Here is a 16817-nt window from a genome sequence, read left to right as displayed (position 1 = left end):
CTAGAACTCCGCGTACATCCGCCCGGGATTGAACAGCCCTTGCGGGTCGAGTTGCGCTTTGAGCTGGCGGTGATAGCGCGGCAATGTCGCAGGCAAAGGCTGAAACGGTGATTCGCTGGCACCATGGGTGAAGCAGGTCGCATGGCCACCGAGTGACTGGGCGAGGGCATGAATGTCGGTGCTGGAGGATTTCAGCCAGCGTTGCGCGCCGGCCCAGTCGATCAGTTGCTCGCCGGGCAAGTCCAGCGGCCCGAGATTGTTTGGCAGCGACAGGCGCCACAGGGGCTGGCCTTCGTCGAAAAAGCTCAGGCGCTGCTCATTCAAATCACGCCAAAACGACGAGTCCAACGCTTCGCCACCGAGGCGTTGATGCGCTGCGGTCACCGAGCCTTCGCCGCCCTCAAGACGCAGATAAAGGCTTTCGCCATCGTGACACGCGGCGCTGATCGGCAACGGTTGCTGGCCCCACTCGGCCAGTTTGGCCAGCGCCCGCGCACAGTCGATATCGAGGCGAATGCTCAGGCATTGGCGGGGTTTGGGCAGGACTTTCAACGAGACCTCGGTGAGCACGCCGAGGCAGCCGAAACTGCCGGCCATCAGCCGCGACAGGTCATATCCGGCAACGTTTTTCATCACTTCACCGCCGAAACGCACATGCTGACCGAGGCCGGTGATAACGCGCGTGCCAAGCACGAAATCCCGCACAGACCCCGACCACGGTCGCCGAGGCCCGGACAATCCTGTCACGATCATTCCGCCGACCGTGGCGCTGTCGGCAAACGACGGCGGTTCGCATGGCAGCATTTGCCCATTTTCATCCAGCGTCGCGAGCAGTTCGGACAACGGCGTGCCGGCGCGCGCAGTGATCACCAGTTCGGTGGGGTCGTAAGCCACGATGCCGCGATGCGCGCGGGTGTCGAGCACTTCACCGGCCACCTCGCGACCGAGAAACGCCTTGCTGTTGCCACCCTGGATTTTCAGCGGTGTGGCATTGGCCCGCGCTTCGTTGACCTGATCGAGCAAGGCGTCGACGTCAGCCATCAGAAACGCTCCAGTTCGGGGAAGGGCAGTTGCCCGGCGTGAATGTGCATCGCACCGAATTCGGCGCAACGGTGCAGAGTCGGAATGTTTTTGCCGGGGTTGAGCAGGCCTTTCGGGTCGAACGCGGCTTTTACCGCGTGAAACAGGCTCAGTTCGTCGCTGTTGAATTGCGCGCACATCTGATTGATTTTCTCGCGACCGACGCCGTGTTCGCCGGTGATGCTGCCGCCGACCTGTACGCACAGTTCGAGGATCTTTCCGCCCAAGGCTTCGGCGCGATGCAGTTCGCCGGGTTGGTTGGCGTCGAACAGGATCAGCGGGTGCATGTTGCCATCGCCGGCATGGAACACGTTGGCCACGCGCAAGCCGTATTCTTCGCCAAGGCGCGCGATGCCTTGCAAAACGCCGGGCAATTCGCGGCGCGGGATGGTGCCGTCCATGCAGTAGTAATCGGGTGACAGCCGACCGATGGCCGGGAAGGCGTTTTTGCGGCCGGCCCAGAAACGCACGCGCTCAGCCTCGTCGCGGGCCTGGCGCACTTCGGTGGCGCCAGCCAGATTCATGACCTCGCGCACGCGTTGGCAATCGTCGTGGACGTCGGCTTCGACACCATCGAGTTCGCACAGCAGAATCGCCTCGGCATCCACCGGATAACCGGCGTGGATAAAGTCTTCAGCGGCGCGAATGGCGAGGTTGTCCATCATTTCCAGGCCGCCGGGAATGATCCCCGCCGCGATGATTTCAGCGACCGCGCGGCCAGCCTTTTCCACCGAATCGAAACTGGCCAGCAGCACTTTCGCCACTTGCGGTTTGGGCAGCAGTTTGACCGTGACTTCGGTAATGATCCCGAGCAAACCTTCGGAACCGGTGAACAGCGCGAGCAGGTCGAAACCTGGCGAGTCGAGGGCGTCGGAGCCGAGGGTCAGGCGTTCGCCTTCGATGGTCAGCACTTCGATTTTCAGCAGGTTGTGCACGGTCAGGCCGTATTTGAGGCAATGCACGCCGCCAGCGTTTTCGGCGACGTTGCCGCCGATGGAACAGGCGATTTGCGAGGATGGATCCGGCGCGTAATACAAACCAAACGGCGCAGCAGCCTGGGAAATCGCCAGATTGCGCACCCCGGGTTGAACCCGCGCGGTACGGGCGGCGGGGTCGATGTACAGGATGTTGTTGAAGCGTGCCATGACCAGCAGCAGGCCTTTTTCCAGCGGCAAGGCGCCACCGGATAAGCCGGTGCCGGCGCCGCGAGCGACCACCGGGACGTTGTTTTGGTGGCAGAGTTTGAGCAGGGTTTGCACTTGCTCGATTCGCCGGGGCAGGGCGACCAGCATGGGTGTGGTGCGGTAGGCGGAGAGGCCGTCGCATTCGTAGGGTTTGAGTTCTTCTTCGCGCCACAAAATGTCGAGATCGGGGATGGCTTGTTGCAGGGTTTTCAACAGTTGGACTTTATTAACGTCCGGCAGCGCACCGTCGAGGCGTTCGTCGTAGAGGATGTTCATTTCACCCCCTGCTCCTTGGATGAACACTTTCCCCTGTGGCGAGGGGATTTATCCCCGTTGGGTCTCGCAGCGGCCCCAATCCTGAGAGTCCGGTGTGTCTGATACCCCTCAATGGAAGAGCTGGGGCCGCTTCGCAGCCCAACGGGGATAAATCCCCTCGCCACAGGAATGGGTTGATTACATTCATGCGCGTTGATTACCCAAAAACTCCCGATACAACCGCGCGGTATTCGACGGCTGTTCGACCATCGGCATGTGCCCGACGTTATCCCACACGTCCACGCGCAAATTGGCGATGCCCTTGCTCCAGACCGGCACGCTGCTGACGTCGATCAGCCGATCCTTGCGCCCCCAGAGCAGCAGCGCCGGGCATTTGATGTCTGCGAGTTTCGGTTCCATCGGCGGGCTGGCGCGGAAATCGCGGAAGATTTCTTCGAGGTCATCGCGATTTTGTTCGTAGCGCTGAGCGATCGCGTCGAGCACCAGTTTCGGCACCCACGGCGGCGATTCCATGGTCATCGCGTAGAAGTTTTTGAACTCTTCGCGAGAGTTAATCAGAAACGGGTTATGCCCGCGCGCCAGATGCCGTTCCATGTCGCTGGCCTGCGGTGCCGTGACGCCGGCCGGGTCAATCAACGCCACCGAGGCGATGCGATCCGGGTACGTCGCCGCCAGCCACGCCGCAATGTAGCCGCCCATCGAGTTGCCGATCACATGGACTTTCTCTACGCCGCAGACGTCGAGCAACTGAATCATGCGTTTGGCTTGCAGCGGAATGTCATAACCGCCGCCAGCCTTGAAGCCGGTTTCGCCATGGCCGGCCAGATCCGGAATGATCACTCGATACTGCCGGACAAAATGCCGGGCGAAGCGCAGCCACAAATTCTTGTCGGCGCTGTAGCCGTGCAACATCAGGATCGCGCTGGACGCTTCATAAGGCCCGCCCTGCCAGGTCGACACCGTCATCTCGGCGATCGGCACTTCGATTTTGTGCAACTTGTACAACTTGGCCTCGATGGCCATGTTCAGGTCGTACAACCAATGGCCGACCGCCGGGTAACTCAACCAGCTCCAGGCCACGAATACTGCGAGGGCGACAAACAGCAAAAGCATCGACGTCTTCCTTTTACGTGTTCAGGACAGAATGTGGTCGGCCGGTTTCAGCGCCCGGGTCAACCGGTAATAACTGAAACTGAAGCCGGGAAACATCGCGATCACATGACCGCTCTTGCTTTGATACCAACTGTGGCAACCGCCGGACTTCCAGACCGTGCGCTCCATCTCCCGATGGATCATCTCAGTGTAGGTACGTTCCGCTTCGGGGCGCACTTCGATGCTGCGCAAACCTTTGGTTTTGAGCGTTCTTATGCAGTCGATGATGTAGTTCATCTGCGATTCGATGATGAACAGCGCCGATGTATGGCCAATGCCGGTGTTCGGCCCAGTGACGATAAACAGGTTGGGAAAGTCCGGCAGACTGGTGCCGAGGTACGCGCGGGGATATTCGGCCCAGACATCTCTGAGTTGCACAGCGTTTTTGCCGCTGACGGGGTAGGAAATAACGCCGTCGGTGGCGTCGTAACCGGTCGACCAGACGATCAGATCCACATCGATGTGTTGGCCATCAACCGTGTTGAGTCCGCTTTCATCGATTGAGGCGATGCCATGGTCGCGGTTGTGCAGCGTCACGTTGGGTCGAGTCAGCGCCGGGTAATAGGTGCTGGAGACCAACACCCGTTTGCAACCGATGGTGAAGTCGGGCGTGAGTTTTTCGCGCAGCACCGGGTCAGGCACCTGGCGTTTGAGAAACTTCAACGCTTGCTTTTGCACCATGCGAATCGCCGGTTTCGAGTATTTGAAAGCGATTACGCGGGTTTCGAATTGCCAGTAAATCAGCCATCTCAGCAGCTTGTAGGCGGGTTTGATGCCGAGCAGCCAACGTTGAAGCGGCCCGAAAACGCGATCCGCGCGGGGTAATACCCAGTGCGGCGTGCGCTGGAAAACGTGTAGTTGCTCGACCTCCGGAGCAATCGCCGGAATCACCTGCGCCGCGCTCGCACCGCTGCCAATGATGGCGACGCGTTTACCGCGATAGTCGTAGTCGTGATCCCAATTATTTGTATGAAATGTCTTGCCCTGAAAGCGATCCTGCCCCGCAAAGTGTGGGATCACCGGTTGGCTCAGCGGGCCAGAGGCGTTGATCAGAAACTGCGCGTAGTAAATACCTTTGGCGCCGGTGTAAACCGTCCAGCGTTTTTCCAGCTCATCCCACTCGACGCGCTCGACATTGGCCTGCAGTTCCACGCGCTCGCGGAGGTTGAATTGGTCGATCACGTGTTCGGTGTAACGCTGTAATTCCGCTTGCCCGGCAAACATCTGCGACCAGCGATACGGTGCAAACGACAGGGAATACAGCGGCGACGGCACATCCACCGCTGCGCCGGGGTAGGTGTTCTGGCACCAGGTGCCACCGAAAAAATCGCGTCGCTCCAGCATGCGAAAATCGTCGATCCCGGCCTTGAGCAAATTGACCGCCGCGCACTGGCCGCCAAAACCGCTGCCGATGATCAACACTTGATAACTGCGCATGGGCCTCCTTCTTATAGTTGTTTTTCCGTTTTGCTCCTTTCATGTATAGCCAAATATTCGGCCTGTAGGAGCTGTCGAGTGAAACGAGGCTGCGATCTTTTGATTGTTGTCAGAGCCAGGATCAAAAGATCGCAGCGTGCCGCAGCTCCTACAGGAAGTGTGTTGTTGCCGTTTTGTGGCCGCTGGCCGGTGATGGCTATTTAACGTTGCCCTGATAGACTCCCAGCACATCTATTCAACGCAGTGCGCAGGTTCCGTCGAGTCATCGAGGCCCTTATGGGAAACACCGGGGGAAAAGGACTTTCATTGGCCAGGAGGCTTTATACATCGCGCACCATTGGGCTGGCGCTGGGGCTCGTTTGCGTCAGTGTGGCGATGTATCCGCTCGATCCGCCGGCCTGGGTGTGGGCGGTGATGTTGATCAACGGGGCCGTCTGGCCGCATCTGGCGTTTCAATGGGCGCGACGCTCACCCACGCCGTATCACGCGGAACACCGTAATTTATTGATCGATGCCTTTTTCGGCGGCTTTTGGGTCGCGGCGATGCATTTCAATCCGCTGCCCAGCGCCACCACCGTTTCGATGATGGCCATGAACAACGTCGCCATCGGCGGGGTGCGTTTTCTGCTGGCAGGCCTGGCGGCGCAGATTCTCGGGGTTGGCGTTGGTCTTGTGGTGTTTGCCCCGGCATTTGTTGCTGTGACTTCTCCCACACAACTTTACGCCTGCTTGCCGCTGCTGATGCTGTATCCGCTGGCGTTGGGCTGGATCTGTTTCCGTCAGGCCTACACGCTGGGACAGCACAAACGCGAACTGCTGGCCCTGAGCCGCACCGACAGCCTTACCGGGCTGCTCAATCACGGCGCCTGGAAGGATCAACTGGACAGCATGTTTCAACGTTGCAAGCGGCAAACTCAGGGCGCGGCGATTGCCTTGATCGATATCGATCATTTCAAGTCGATCAACGACACCTACGGCCATGTGGCGGGGGATATTGTGTTGCGGCAGTTGAGCAAAATGCTCAAGCAGAACCTGCGCTCCACTGATGTCGCGGGGCGTTATGGCGGTGATGAGTTTTGCGTGATTCTTCCGGACTTGCCGCTGTTCAATGCCGCGCAGGCGATGGAGGCGTTGCGCGAGCGTTTTGCCACGATGGTTTATGAGCAGAATCCGGCGCTGAAGGTCAGTTTGAGTATCGGCCTGGCGGCGTACGACCCCGCGCATGCCGACGCGACCCGTTGGCTCAATGATGCCGATCAGGCGCTGTATGAAGCGAAGGCGGGCGGGCGCAATCGGGTGATCTGCAATTGCGATAGCAAACCGCGACACGAGTTGCTTGATTCGGTCTGATAGCTGCAGCGCATTACCCTTGTGGGGGCGGGCTTGCTCGCGAATGCGGTGGGTCAGACGCTCAAATTGTGCCTGACACGCCTTCGCGAGCAAGCCTGCTCCCACAGTTGACCGCGTTCCAATGTGGGAGCGAGCTTGCTCGCGAAGGGGCCAGCCGACCCAGCGCTTTACTCTTTGACACTCATGTATTCCTTAGCCCACAGAATGTATTCCTCAGGCTGGGTATAGGTGTGCGTCAATTCGGTCGCGCTCAGATCCGATGCCTGAGTGAAAATCTGCCGCTGTTCGCGCAGGCTGTCGTACGTCGCTTTGATCGCCGCAAAGTACGCGCCATGACCGTCGATGGTCACGCGCACGCCGAGCTCGGCCAGACGCTTGTCGTCGCGCAGCGCCGGGTTGCCGTAGGTGACCAGCATCAGCGGCACAGTCAGGTGTTCGGCGATCTGTTCCAGTTGATCGAAGTCTTGAATGCCAACCATGCAGATGCCGTCGGCGCCCGCCGCTTGGTATTGCTTGGTGCGGCTGATGATTTCCTGGTTGGGCAGGATGCCGGCGTTGGTGCGCGCGATGATCGCCATTTCCGTGTCGACCCGGGCTTCCAGTGCCGCGCGAATCTTGCCGACGCCTTCGGCGACGGTGATCAGGTCGGTGGATTTGCGGCCGAATTGCGCGGGCAGCAAGGTGTCTTCGATGGTCAGGGCGGCGACGCCGGCGCGTTCCAGTTCGACGATGGTGCGCATCACGTTGAGGGCGTTGCCGTAGCCGTGGTCGGCGTCGGCGATTACCGGCAATTGCGCAACGCGGCCGATACGGGTGGCCTGTTCGGCGAACTCGCTGAGGGTGATCAGGGCAAAGTCAGGGGCGCCGAGCACCTGCAACGAGGCCACGGAACCACCGAGAATCCCCACTTCAAAACCCAGGTCAGCGGCGATGCGGGCCGACATCGGGTCGAACACCGATGCTGTGTGGTAGCAAGTGTCGGAGGCCAGCAACTGACGGAAGTTACGGCGCAAATCTTGATGAGAAAGCCTGGACATACGAGTTCCACCAATACAAAGGAATGGAAAGGCTTGAGCAAATGTGTCAACGCCGAAGGTTTAAAAGGCTATCACGCGAATGGGTCAAGGATCATGACGAATTTGCGCGGCTGGTCAGGCGGGGAGCCGTTTGCTGAAAGGTATCACCTGTGGGAGGGGGGTTCTGGGGTGAGAAGATTTTTGTGCTGATGAGATTATTGTGGCGAGGGGATTTATCCCCGATCGGCTGCGAAGCAGTCGTAAGACCGGCAAATGCGGTATGTCTGGAAGAATGAGGTGGCTGGTTTTGGGGCCGCTTCGCAGCCCAGCGGGGATAAATCCCCTCGCCACAGGGGTCTCCTGGGGACAGGTGATCTTCATACCCACTCGAAAGCAGTGAGGGGTTAAGCAGCCACAGCCTGCTGCTGTTGATTCGGCAGCATCACCGCGCGTACCGAATTGCCCGGTTGCAACTGCAAACGTTGCGCCGTGAGGCGATCAACCACCAGGCTGCTGCCGACGCGGCGACCACGGGCGACGGTGATGCGGCAGTTTTCCAGACGACGGTTGTGGATCAGCCACAACGGCGCCTGCTCATCTGGCGTGCCAAGGCTCAAGGTCAGTTCCAGGCTGTCGCGCACGGTGCGGATGTTGCGGATCGGCGCCTCAATCACCGGGCCGCCGTCAAAAATGTCGATGTAACCTTTGTGCGCAAATCCTTCGGCTTGAAGAATCTTCAGTGCCGGCTCGGTATTCGGGTGCGCCTGACCGATTGCAGCCTGCGCCTGTTCGGTGAGCAGGCAGGTGTACAGCGGCTGACGCGGCATCAGTTCGGCGATGAAGGATTTGTTGCCCAAGCCGGACAAGTGATCGGCATGGGTGAAATCCATCTGGAAAAAGTGTCGCCCCAGACTGTCCCAGAACGGCGAACAACCCTGCTCATCAGCGCTGCCGCGTAATTCGGCGATCATCCTTTCACCAAACAGATGCGGAAACTCGGCGACGAACAGCAAACGCCCCAACGACAACAATCGTCCGTTGCTGCCGGTGCGCTGATCATGGCGCAGGAACAGCGAACACAGCTCCGATTGCCCGGTCAGTTCGTTGTTGAGGAACAGCGTCGGAATCTGCCGCTGAATCCCCAGATCCGGTGCCGAACTCACAGTCAAACCAACGCGATAGTTGTACCAGGGCTCGCGCAAACCGACCGCGCCCGACATCGCGCTGACGCCGATCACCCGCTGGTCATCGTCTTCGAGCACGAACAGATAGTCGGCGTCGGCGCGTTCCACCTGTTCGGCGAACGCACGTTGCGCCCAGCGCACCCGGTGCGCCAGGCGATCTTCGTTGGCCGGCAGGGTGGTAAACCCCGGGCCGACCTGTTGAACCAGCGTCATTAACGCGGGCAGGTCGCTGACTTTGACCGGGCGGACAATCATGCGGTAACTCCTTTTACGCGCCTGTTCGGGCGGCTCACAGGGCAATCAGCCGGATCGGGCTGCCTTCGCTCACGTGCAATGCGGCACACATGGCCGGGGTGAGGGCCAGCGGTTGCCCCGGCTGATAATCCAGTTCGGCAACAATCGCGCGGTAACCGTGCAGCGCATCATTGCTCAGCAGATAACGGCCACGCGCATCGATCTGAGGTTGCGAATGGACTTGAGCGGTCTGGCTATGGGTGATCGAGCGAATGTTCGCTGTGCGCGCATACAGCGTCGGGCCAGCGTCGAACAGGTCGATGTAGCTGTTGGTTTCGAAGCCTTCGCGCTGAAGAATGTCGAAGGCTTCCTGACCGTCCGGGTGGATGCGACCGATACATTCCTGTGCCGCCAACGGCAGCATCGGCACGTAAATCGGGTATTGCGGCATCAGTTCGGCGAGAAAGCGCCGGCTCTGTAAGCCGCACAGGCGCTCGGCTTCAACGTAGGGCAAGTCGAAAAAATGCTTGCCCAGTGCATCCCAGAATGGCGAGTTGCCGTCCGCATCGCTGTATCCGACGATTTCGGTAATCACTGCCTCGGCAAAACGTTGCGAATGAGCGGCGATAAACAGCAAACGCGCTCGCGAGAGCAATTCAGAAAATGGCGTGCGCTCCAGCGCCGCGTCGATGTGGAAACCGCGCAGCAAGGTGTGATCGTTGAGGTCGTGGCACAGCGACAACGCAGGCACGCCGTGTTCGATGTTCAGCTCGCGCGAGGCACTGGTGAAGTGGCGATTGCGCAGGCTGTAGAACGGTTCATCAAAACCCGCCGTCGAGACAATCTCGGAGCAACCGACGAGGCGCTGGTTATCCAGATCTTCGAGCACGAAAAAGTAACTCTCCGGGCCGTGCGCGCTCGCATCGCGATCGAACGACGCACAGGACGCGGCGATTTTCTCGCGCAACCGTTCGCTGTCATCCGGCAGGGAGGTCACGCCCACCAGACTGTCACGGGCCAATTGTTGCAACTGAGGCAGGTCGGTTATCTCGACTGGGCGTAAGACCAGCATGGATGTACTCCTGTATCAAAAGGTTCGGCGAATTCGCCGAACCTGACTATCACTGTCGGTTTCCACGCGCGAAATCAGCGGTCGCCTGATTTGTTGTCAGACGCCGCCCTTTTTTATGTCAGCCATTGCTCGGATCGGGCAGTGCGGTGCTGGCGCCGAGCTTGTTGAGAAAGAACAGGTACACCAGCCCCAGTGCGATCCAGATCAGGCCGAGTTTTTGTGCATCGACGCCCATGTTGTACATGATGGCCGCGACGATGATGAAGCCGATCACCGGGCAGATCAGGTGGCGGATAACCTGGCCGGATTTCTGCCGACGCCAGTAGTAGTTGATCACCGTCAGGTGCAGTAGCATGAAACCGCTGAGTGCGCCGAAGTTGACCAGCGAGGTCAGGGTGTCGACCGAATTGATGAACAGGTAGCAGATCAGCAGCGACAGCGCGGCCACGAGATAGATACTCAGGTACGGCGTGTTGTGTTTCGGGTGCACCTTGGCCAGCACTTTCGGCAGTTTGCCGTCGCGGGCCATGCCAAACAGCAGACGCGACACGGCGGCTTGCGAGGTGATCGCCACAGCAACGCCCCACGCCAATGCAGTCGCTACGCCGGTGACGGTTGCCAGCCAGCTGCCAGCGGCGATTTCGGCGATTTCATAGAATGCGGTGTCGGCGGATTTGAAGCCCATACCGGCTGCCAGATCGGTGGCAATCCAGGTTTGCGCGACGAAAATCACCCCCATCACGATCAGCGTGATCAGTGCGGCTTTGCCGACGCTTTTGCCCGGATCACCTTTGATTTCCTCGGCGAGCGTCGAGATCGCGTCGAAGCCGAGGAACGACAGCACGGCAATCGACACCGCTTGCATCAGCAGGGCAAAGTTGAAGGTTTCCGGGTTGTACAGCGGCGCCAGGGTCAGCTCGCCGTTACCGCCACCGTTGTGCAGGGCCGTCCACGCGTAGAACAGGAAAATGCCCAGCACGACCAACTGCGCCAGCAGAAAAATGATGTTCATCCGCGCCGTGAAGGTGATGCCGCGCAGGTTGACGAAAGTCGCGCTGACCAGGAACGCCAGAATGAAGCCGACTTTCGGAATGTCTGGATACAAATGGTTGAGTGCCATCGCTGCGTACACATACAGCAGCGGTGGAATCAGTAGATAGTCGAGCAGCATCAGCCAGCCCGCGATGAAGCCGACGTGTTGATTGAGGCCGCGTTGCGCGTAGGAATACACCGAGCCGGCAATCGGAAAAGCCTTGGCCATACTGCCGTAGCTCAGCGCGGTGAACAGCATTGCCACCATGCCAATGATGTACGCCAGCGGCACCATCCCCGGTGCCTCGGCGTTAACGTAGCCGTACACGCCGAACGGGGCGATGGGGATCATGAAGATCATCCCGTACACCACCAGGTCGGTGAGCGTCAGGCTCCGTTTCAACTCTTGCTTGTAGCCGAATTCTTCAATTTCCATGAAGCGCAACTCCTTGTCAGCCAATCGGTCGTTTTAGTTGTTATGTCGGTCCATCGTTTACAGCTTCAGCGATCTTTCGTTACAGCAATGGCGCGAGGTATCCGGCCCAGCGCGATACGGCTTCGGGGCTGCGCAGCAAATCGTTGCGCACCTCGATCAGCACCGAGTCTAGGCCTCGCGCATCGCCGTGTACGGGCACGGTCATGTCACCCAGTGGATCAATCTTGTACGGCTGATTGCCCGCGACTTTCAGCGGATGTTCGCCGAGGCCATCGAGCAGACGTTGCGCGTACTCCTTTGCTTGACCGAACAGCACGCCGATTTCCAGTGGTCGTGGCTGGCCGTAATACACCGGGGTGAAACTGTGGATCCCCACCACGCGCACCGGTTGTCCTTGTGCAACGCGTTCATCGATCAGCGTCTGCAAACGCGCATGAAACGGCTTGAACAGTGTCTGACGCCGGTATTCGCGCGTGGCTTCGTCGAGCTCGCGGTTACCCGGAATCTGATAAATCTCGCTCTGTGCCGGAATGCTGTCCGGCGCATGGCGTGGGCGATTCAGGTCGATCAGCAACCGTGAATAGTTTGCGCTCAACAGCGTTGCGCCAAGTTGTTCCGACAATTGCTCGGCCAGTTGCAGTGCGCCAATGTCCCAGGCGATGTGTTCACGTGCGGCGGCATCGTCCAGGCCTAGATTATTCAGGGCCTCGGGGATGTAGCGGCTGGCGTGCTCGCATACCAGAATCAAAGGATGCGTCGAGTCGGCGCGGCTCAGGTTGTAGACCGGTCGGGTAAACAACCCCAGCTCGGCGGATTCAGTACAGGCGTGCATAGTGCTCACACAGGTCAGCGGGCGAGAGCTGTTCCGTCAGCGCCAATTCCTCGGTTTTAAGGGCGTGGTATGTGTCGAGCAACGGCTTGGGCAGCCATTCGTTGAAGGCTGCACTGTCGCGCAGGCAATCCAGTGCCTGGGCCAGCGAGGCGGGCAGGGCGACAATGCCCCTTGCCTTGCGTTGCTCGTCGTTGAGTGAATCGGGAATTTCATCGGTGATCGCGTTCAGCGCCAGACGCTGTTCGATGCCCAAACGTCCGGCGATCAGCAAGGCGGCCATGGCCAGATGCGGCGAGGCAGTGGCGTCCATGGCGCGGAATTCGAGGTTGAACTGGTGGGCCACGGATTTGCCGCCGAGAGTCACGGTCGGGCAGATGCGCAACGCCGCTTCCCGATTTTGCTGGCCGAGGCAGGCATAGGACGCGCTCCAGTGATGTGGCTGCAAACGCTCATACGAAACCGGCGTTGGCGCGGTGAACGCACACAGCGCTGGCAAATAGTGCAGGATTCCTGCGGCCCAATGCTGACCGATGCTCGACAGACCGTTGCTGGTGCCAGCGTCGTACAGCATCGGCTGACCGCCCAGATCGAGCAGGCTGACATGCAGATGCACACCGTTGCACACCGCGTCCGCCGCAATTTTCGGCGCGAAACTCAGGTCGAGGCCCATTTGCCGGGCGATCTCCCGGGTGATCTCGCGCACGTTCACCGCGCGGTCTGCGGCCGCTACGCCGAGCGTCGGACGGCAGGTGATTTCGTATTGATGCTTGCCGTATTCGGGCAGGAACATTTCCGGCTCGACGCCGCCAGCACGCAGGGCGCTAAGCAACCAGCCAGCGAATTCGGCACCTTGACGCTGGGCTTCGAGGGAGAACGCCAAGTGTTCGGCTACACCTGCGTGAAGGTTGAATTCGTGTTCAAACGCGGCGTTAACCTGCAACCCCAACTTATCGCGATAACGCTCGATTTCATCGCGCAGCAGCGTGCGTGGGCAGGCGCCCCAAGGGCGGCCATCGGTTTCGCGGATATCGCCGTGAATGAAGTCCAGCGCTGGCGCACTCGCGTCCGGGCCATTACTGACGGTGACGCGGCTGCTCAGATCCGGGATCAGCCGCAAGTCGCCATAAGCGCCCCATGGATTGGTCGAGGCGATGATGTCCTGTGGCGTCAACGCACTGTTGGCCGGCACCCAGCCGCAACCCGCCGCTTGATAATGCTCAAGCTCATCGGTGGGAAACGAGCGGCCACGGGTGATGCCGATCAAGTCAGTGGTGACGATGGTGGTCATCGGCAGCGGCGTCAGGCGCGCACTCATGGCTGCATCTCCTGCAACCGGCCGAGTATGGTTTGGGTGTCGGTGATCCAGCAATAACCCTTGATCGCGTTCAGGCAGGCGTTGTGCCGTTCGGCGCTGTAAGTGGCGCAGGCGTCTTCGACCAGCGTGACCAGATAACCGCGATCGGCAGCATCGCGCACGGCCATGTCGACGCATTGATCGGTGACAATGCCGGCGATGATCAGGTGACGGGTTTCGAGGTTGCGCAGCACGTAGTCGATGTTGGTCGAGTTGAACACGCCGGACGAAGTTTTCGGCAGAACGATTTCGTTTTCTACCGGCGTCAGGTCTTCGATGATCCGCGCCTGCACGCTGCCTTTGGGAAGGTGCATGTCCGAAAGTTTGTGGTCGAGCGAACGGTCGCGACCATCGGCGGTGAGGCTTTCGATAATGGTGTGCAGCACGTTCTGCTGCGCTTCACGAAAGGCACTGAGCAAGCGCCGTTGATTGGGCACCACCTGCATCTGCGTTCGGGTCAGGAAGTACTCGGCGTCCGGATCGTTGAGGTGCGGATCGAACTGCGGTTCGAGCCAGGCACGCTGCATGTCCACCAACAACAGCGCGGTATGGTCGGTGACAAACGGCAAGTCCCGCGGCGAGCGGTGGGGAAGGCTGAACATCCTTATTTATCCTCCAGCAAGTGGGTGGCGAAGTCGTTGCGCAAGGCGTCGATGCCGTCCAGGCGATCGGCGAGGTTGTCAGTGCGCAAGGTCAGGCAGGCGATCAGCGCCTCGACCTGGGCCAGCGCCGGCACCATGGTGTCGAACGGCGAGGCTGATTCGACCGGGGCGCTGATGATCAAGTCGGCCAGTTCGCGCAGCGGCGAGGCATAAATGTCGGTGAACAGCACCACCCGTGCGTTGTTGGTTTTCGCAGCGGTGGCCACGCGCAGCGCTTGCGTCTGATAGCGGCGATAGTCGAACAGCAGGACGACGTCCTGACGTTGCAGGTCGAACAGCCTGTCGGGCAATTGCGCGTTGTCTTCCAGCGCAAAGCAGCCGGGGCGCAGCAGACGCAAGTGATTGAGCAGGTAAGTCGCCATCAGGCTGCTGAAACGGCCGCCAAAGCAATACACCTGATGCCGCGCGTCGAGCAGCCAGTCGGTCAGGATGCGCACGTCTTCGGGTTGGGTCAGCGATTGGGTTTCGACCAGCAATCGATGGCTGTCGGCCAGGTAATGGCTCCAGGCGTCGTCCTTGTTTTGCTGTGCGCGAGGCTGCAACAGCGTGCGCGGTGAGCGCAGGCGATGATCCATGTCGCTGAGGAGGGCGTCCTGGAATTCGGCGTAACTGCCAAACCCGAGTTTTTTCACCAGACGGACGATGGTCGGATCACTGACGCCGGCATGATCGGCCAGACGTGCCATCGGCCCCAGACCATTGCGCGGGTACTGATCGAGCAAGGCGCGAACGACTTTGCGCTCCGACGGCGTAAGATCCAGGCCGGGATCGGTGATCAGGTCTCTGAGAGGGGGCATCCGGGCTCCTGCTGGATGGGTTTGTCGAATTTGCTTCACAATTCGCCAAAACAGTATTTATGTAACTGAGGTTACATGTCTAGCGAATTTTTCGTGGGTTGGCCAAGCTGTGAAACAGGTGCGAAACGCCCGTGTAACAGGGTCTACGCGGTGGTCGACTGGGCTTGTAGTCCATTGCCCATTGTTGTGTCAGACATTACCGATATTTGCTGACGCGGATCATCAATGCCTGAACAGCGAGTTGCCCGCTAAGCCCCTGTTTACGGCACAATTGCCGCCCGCGAAGATTGCATTAGTCCATTTCAGACCCTTCGAGTGAGTGATCCCCTGTGCAAACCACCCGGTTGACTCTGATTTGCCATGCTCGAACCGTCGCACAGAAATTGGCGTGTTTTCCTACAAACGAGCCTGTTGAAAATCCGCTGGCGGCGTCCGACTTGCTGGCTGATCGATATGCCACGGCGTCCCGTATTCTGTGCGGGCCGGAATTACGCACACAACAGACCGCTGCGTGGTTTGGCGCAAACGCGCAGATCGACGAGGCATTGCGCGATTGCGATTGGGGTCGCTGGCACGGGCGGTCGATCAAGGATCTGCAACATAAGGAAGGCGAAGCGCTGCAAGCCTGGCTGGCAGACCCGAGTGCCGCACCACATGGCGGCGAATCGGTGGTTGAGGTCTCTGAGCGCGTGGCGAAATGGCTGGACGAATTGAAAGCGACGCCTGGCCATATCGTCGCGGTGACTCACCCCTACATCGTGCGCGCGGCGCTGATGCAGGTGGTGCAGGGCGCAGCCTTCAACGCGATAGACGTCGAACCGCTGGCGGCGGTCGAATTACGATTTAACGGTATCTGGCGTTTGCGTTTGCCGGGTATTGATCTTGAGGAAAGATTTTGATGAAACAACTATTGGTCATCGGCATCGGCGCCGGCAATCCCGACTACATCACCATGCAAGCGGTGAAAGCGCTGAATCAGGTCGACGTGTTCTTCCTGATGGACAAGGGCCAGAGCAAGGACAAGCTGATCGACCTGCGCCGGGAGATCTGTGATCGCTACATCACCGACCCCGACTACCGCTTCGCCGAAGCGCATTGCCCGGAACGCGAGCGTGGCGACGTCGATTACACCTCGGCGGTGGTGGATTTGAACCAGGCCAAGCAGCAGACCTTCGAGCGGATGATCAACGAAGAATTATCCGACGGCCAATGTGGCGGTTTCCTCGTCTGGGGCGACCCGGCGTTGTACGACAGCACCGTGCGTATTCTGCAATCGATTCTGGCCGAGAGCCGCTGCGAGTTCGAGTTTGAGGTGATTCCGGGTATCACCAGCGTTCAGGCGCTGGCGGCGCAGCACAAAGTGCCGTTGAACACCATCGGGCGCTCCATCGAAATCACCACCGGCCGGCGTTTGGCGGCGGGGAAGGTGAGTGACTCTGACAGTCTGGTGGTGATGCTTGATGCGGAAGATTCCTACCATCATGTGGCGGATCCGCAGACGCAGATTTACTGGGGCGCTTATCTGGGCACGCCGGATGAGATTTTGATCAGCGGCAAGTTGGGGGAAGTGGCTGACGAGATAGAGCGCGTGCGCAAGGCGGCGCGGGCTGAGCATGGGTGGATTATGGATACCTATTTGTTACGCAAGCCTTAGGTCTTCGCTGGTCGGGCGGGCCTCTTCGCGGGCAAGCCCGCTCCCACAAGGGAATGCATTCCAAA

At 59.6% G+C, this 16817-nt stretch carries 15 protein-coding genes; 3 read left to right on the top strand and 12 right to left on the bottom strand.

The features are described 5' to 3' along the window. From glcE to KFS80_RS23585, 4 genes are all read right to left on the bottom strand, one after another. Positions 1-1041, bottom strand: coding sequence for a glycolate oxidase subunit GlcE (gene glcE / locus KFS80_RS23600; RefSeq protein WP_212546125.1), 1041 nt, complete (start codon positions 1039-1041; stop codon positions 1-3). Next, positions 1041-2540 (bottom strand): glycolate oxidase subunit GlcD, encoded by a 1500-nt coding sequence (glcD, locus tag KFS80_RS23595; protein WP_212546124.1) that lies wholly within the window; start codon positions 2538-2540, stop codon positions 1041-1043. Before glcD ends, glcE begins: the two co-directional genes overlap by 1 nt. A gap of 183 nt (positions 2541-2723) precedes the next feature. Beyond that, a complete protein-coding gene (locus KFS80_RS23590) occupies positions 2724-3653 on the bottom strand; it encodes an alpha/beta fold hydrolase (RefSeq protein WP_212546123.1) in 930 nt (309 codons plus the stop codon). A 21-nt stretch (positions 3654-3674) separates the two neighbouring features. After that, positions 3675-5129 carry a flavin-containing monooxygenase gene (locus KFS80_RS23585; protein ID WP_212546122.1) on the bottom strand — a complete coding sequence of 485 codons (1455 nt, stop codon included), beginning with the start codon at positions 5127-5129 and terminating at the stop codon, positions 3675-3677. A 276-nt stretch (positions 5130-5405) separates the two neighbouring features. On the opposite strand from KFS80_RS23585, the gene KFS80_RS23580 reads away from it, so the two are divergent. Next, entirely contained in the window at positions 5406-6479 is a 1074-nt protein-coding gene (locus tag KFS80_RS23580; protein ID WP_159812485.1) for a diguanylate cyclase, read from the top strand. Positions 6480-6646: 167 nt separating this feature from the next. Here the strand turns inward: KFS80_RS23580 and KFS80_RS23575 are convergent, their stop codons facing one another. The 8 genes from KFS80_RS23575 to KFS80_RS23540 form a co-directional block, all read right to left on the bottom strand. Then, positions 6647-7516 carry an isocitrate lyase/PEP mutase family protein gene (locus tag KFS80_RS23575; RefSeq protein WP_053119221.1) on the bottom strand — a complete coding sequence of 290 codons (870 nt, stop codon included), beginning with the start codon at positions 7514-7516 and terminating at the stop codon, positions 6647-6649. Positions 7517-7899: 383 nt separating this feature from the next. Further along, complete coding sequence (astA, locus tag KFS80_RS23570; protein ID WP_212546121.1) at positions 7900-8934, bottom strand: arginine N-succinyltransferase; 1035 nt, start codon at positions 8932-8934, stop codon at positions 7900-7902. Between the two features lie 34 nt (positions 8935-8968). Next, a complete protein-coding gene (locus KFS80_RS23565) occupies positions 8969-9985 on the bottom strand; it encodes an arginine N-succinyltransferase (protein ID WP_212546120.1) in 1017 nt (338 codons plus the stop codon). 118 nt (positions 9986-10103) lie between these two features. Beyond that, on the bottom strand, positions 10104-11453 hold the full coding sequence (locus KFS80_RS23560) for an APC family permease (protein ID WP_212546119.1): 1350 nt from the start codon (positions 11451-11453) through the stop codon (positions 10104-10106). Positions 11454-11532: 79 nt separating this feature from the next. Further along, positions 11533-12285 (bottom strand): N-formylglutamate amidohydrolase, encoded by a 753-nt coding sequence (locus KFS80_RS23555; protein WP_212546118.1) that lies wholly within the window; start codon positions 12283-12285, stop codon positions 11533-11535. Continuing rightward, a complete protein-coding gene (locus KFS80_RS23550; RefSeq protein ID WP_212546117.1) occupies positions 12269-13600 on the bottom strand; it encodes a type I glutamate--ammonia ligase in 1332 nt (443 codons plus the stop codon). The genes KFS80_RS23555 and KFS80_RS23550 overlap by 17 nt, the downstream gene beginning before the upstream one ends. Next, a complete protein-coding gene (locus KFS80_RS23545) occupies positions 13597-14241 on the bottom strand; it encodes a cysteine hydrolase family protein (protein ID WP_212546116.1) in 645 nt (214 codons plus the stop codon). The genes KFS80_RS23550 and KFS80_RS23545 overlap by 4 nt, the downstream gene beginning before the upstream one ends. 2 nt (positions 14242-14243) lie before the next feature. After that, complete coding sequence (locus KFS80_RS23540) at positions 14244-15098, bottom strand: MurR/RpiR family transcriptional regulator (protein ID WP_159812478.1); 855 nt, start codon at positions 15096-15098, stop codon at positions 14244-14246. 329 nt (positions 15099-15427) lie between these two features. On the opposite strand from KFS80_RS23540, the gene KFS80_RS23535 reads away from it, so the two are divergent. Next, positions 15428-15997: a histidine phosphatase family protein gene (locus KFS80_RS23535; protein WP_212546115.1), complete on the top strand. Its 570-nt coding sequence runs from the start codon at positions 15428-15430 to the stop codon at positions 15995-15997. Then, positions 15997-16752 carry a precorrin-6A synthase (deacetylating) gene (gene cobF, locus KFS80_RS23530; RefSeq protein WP_212546114.1) on the top strand — a complete coding sequence of 252 codons (756 nt, stop codon included), beginning with the start codon at positions 15997-15999 and terminating at the stop codon, positions 16750-16752. The genes KFS80_RS23535 and cobF overlap by 1 nt, the downstream gene beginning before the upstream one ends. Positions 16753-16817: the final 65 nt, after the last annotated feature.

This window comes from Pseudomonas rustica, assembly GCF_018336155.1.
GTDB lineage: Bacteria > Pseudomonadota > Gammaproteobacteria > Pseudomonadales > Pseudomonadaceae > Aquipseudomonas > Aquipseudomonas rustica.
Note: the sequence above shows the minus strand (reverse complement) of the source record. Positions and strands in the feature narration are given on the sequence as shown.